General features: G+C 37.2%; 1 protein-coding gene. It reads left to right on the plus strand.

Going from position 1 to position 341, the window contains the following annotated elements:
- Positions 1 to 18: 18 nt before the first annotated feature.
- A partial coding sequence (locus tag H4O21_RS28625) for an MFS transporter (RefSeq protein WP_255487459.1) occupies positions 19 to 341 on the plus strand: 323 nt, incomplete at its 3' end.

Consider the following 341-nt stretch of genomic DNA (forward strand, 5'->3'; position numbering starts at 1 on the left):
GCGTTTTCAACAGGAACTATGGAACTTAATGCGGCTACAGGACAAGAAACTTTAGATTTAAGTGACAGCATGGGAATGTTAGCATTAATTGCTGCTAACGCTTATGTTATGCTATTCAACTTTTCATGGGGACCAGTAATGTGGGTGATGCTTGGGGAAATGTTTCCAAATCAGATAAGAGGTTTAGGTTTAGCTGTTGCAGGATTATCACAATGGGTCGCCAATTTTGCTGTTACTTTAACTTTCCCTATGTTACTTGGCTCAATGGGTCTAGCATTTGCTTATAGTTTATATACTTTAGGCGCTATACTTTCTGTATATTTTGTTTACAAATACGTATA

This window comes from Oceanospirillum sediminis, assembly GCF_014164585.1.
Classification (GTDB): domain Bacteria; phylum Pseudomonadota; class Gammaproteobacteria; order Pseudomonadales; family Halomonadaceae; genus Oceanospirillum; species Oceanospirillum sediminis.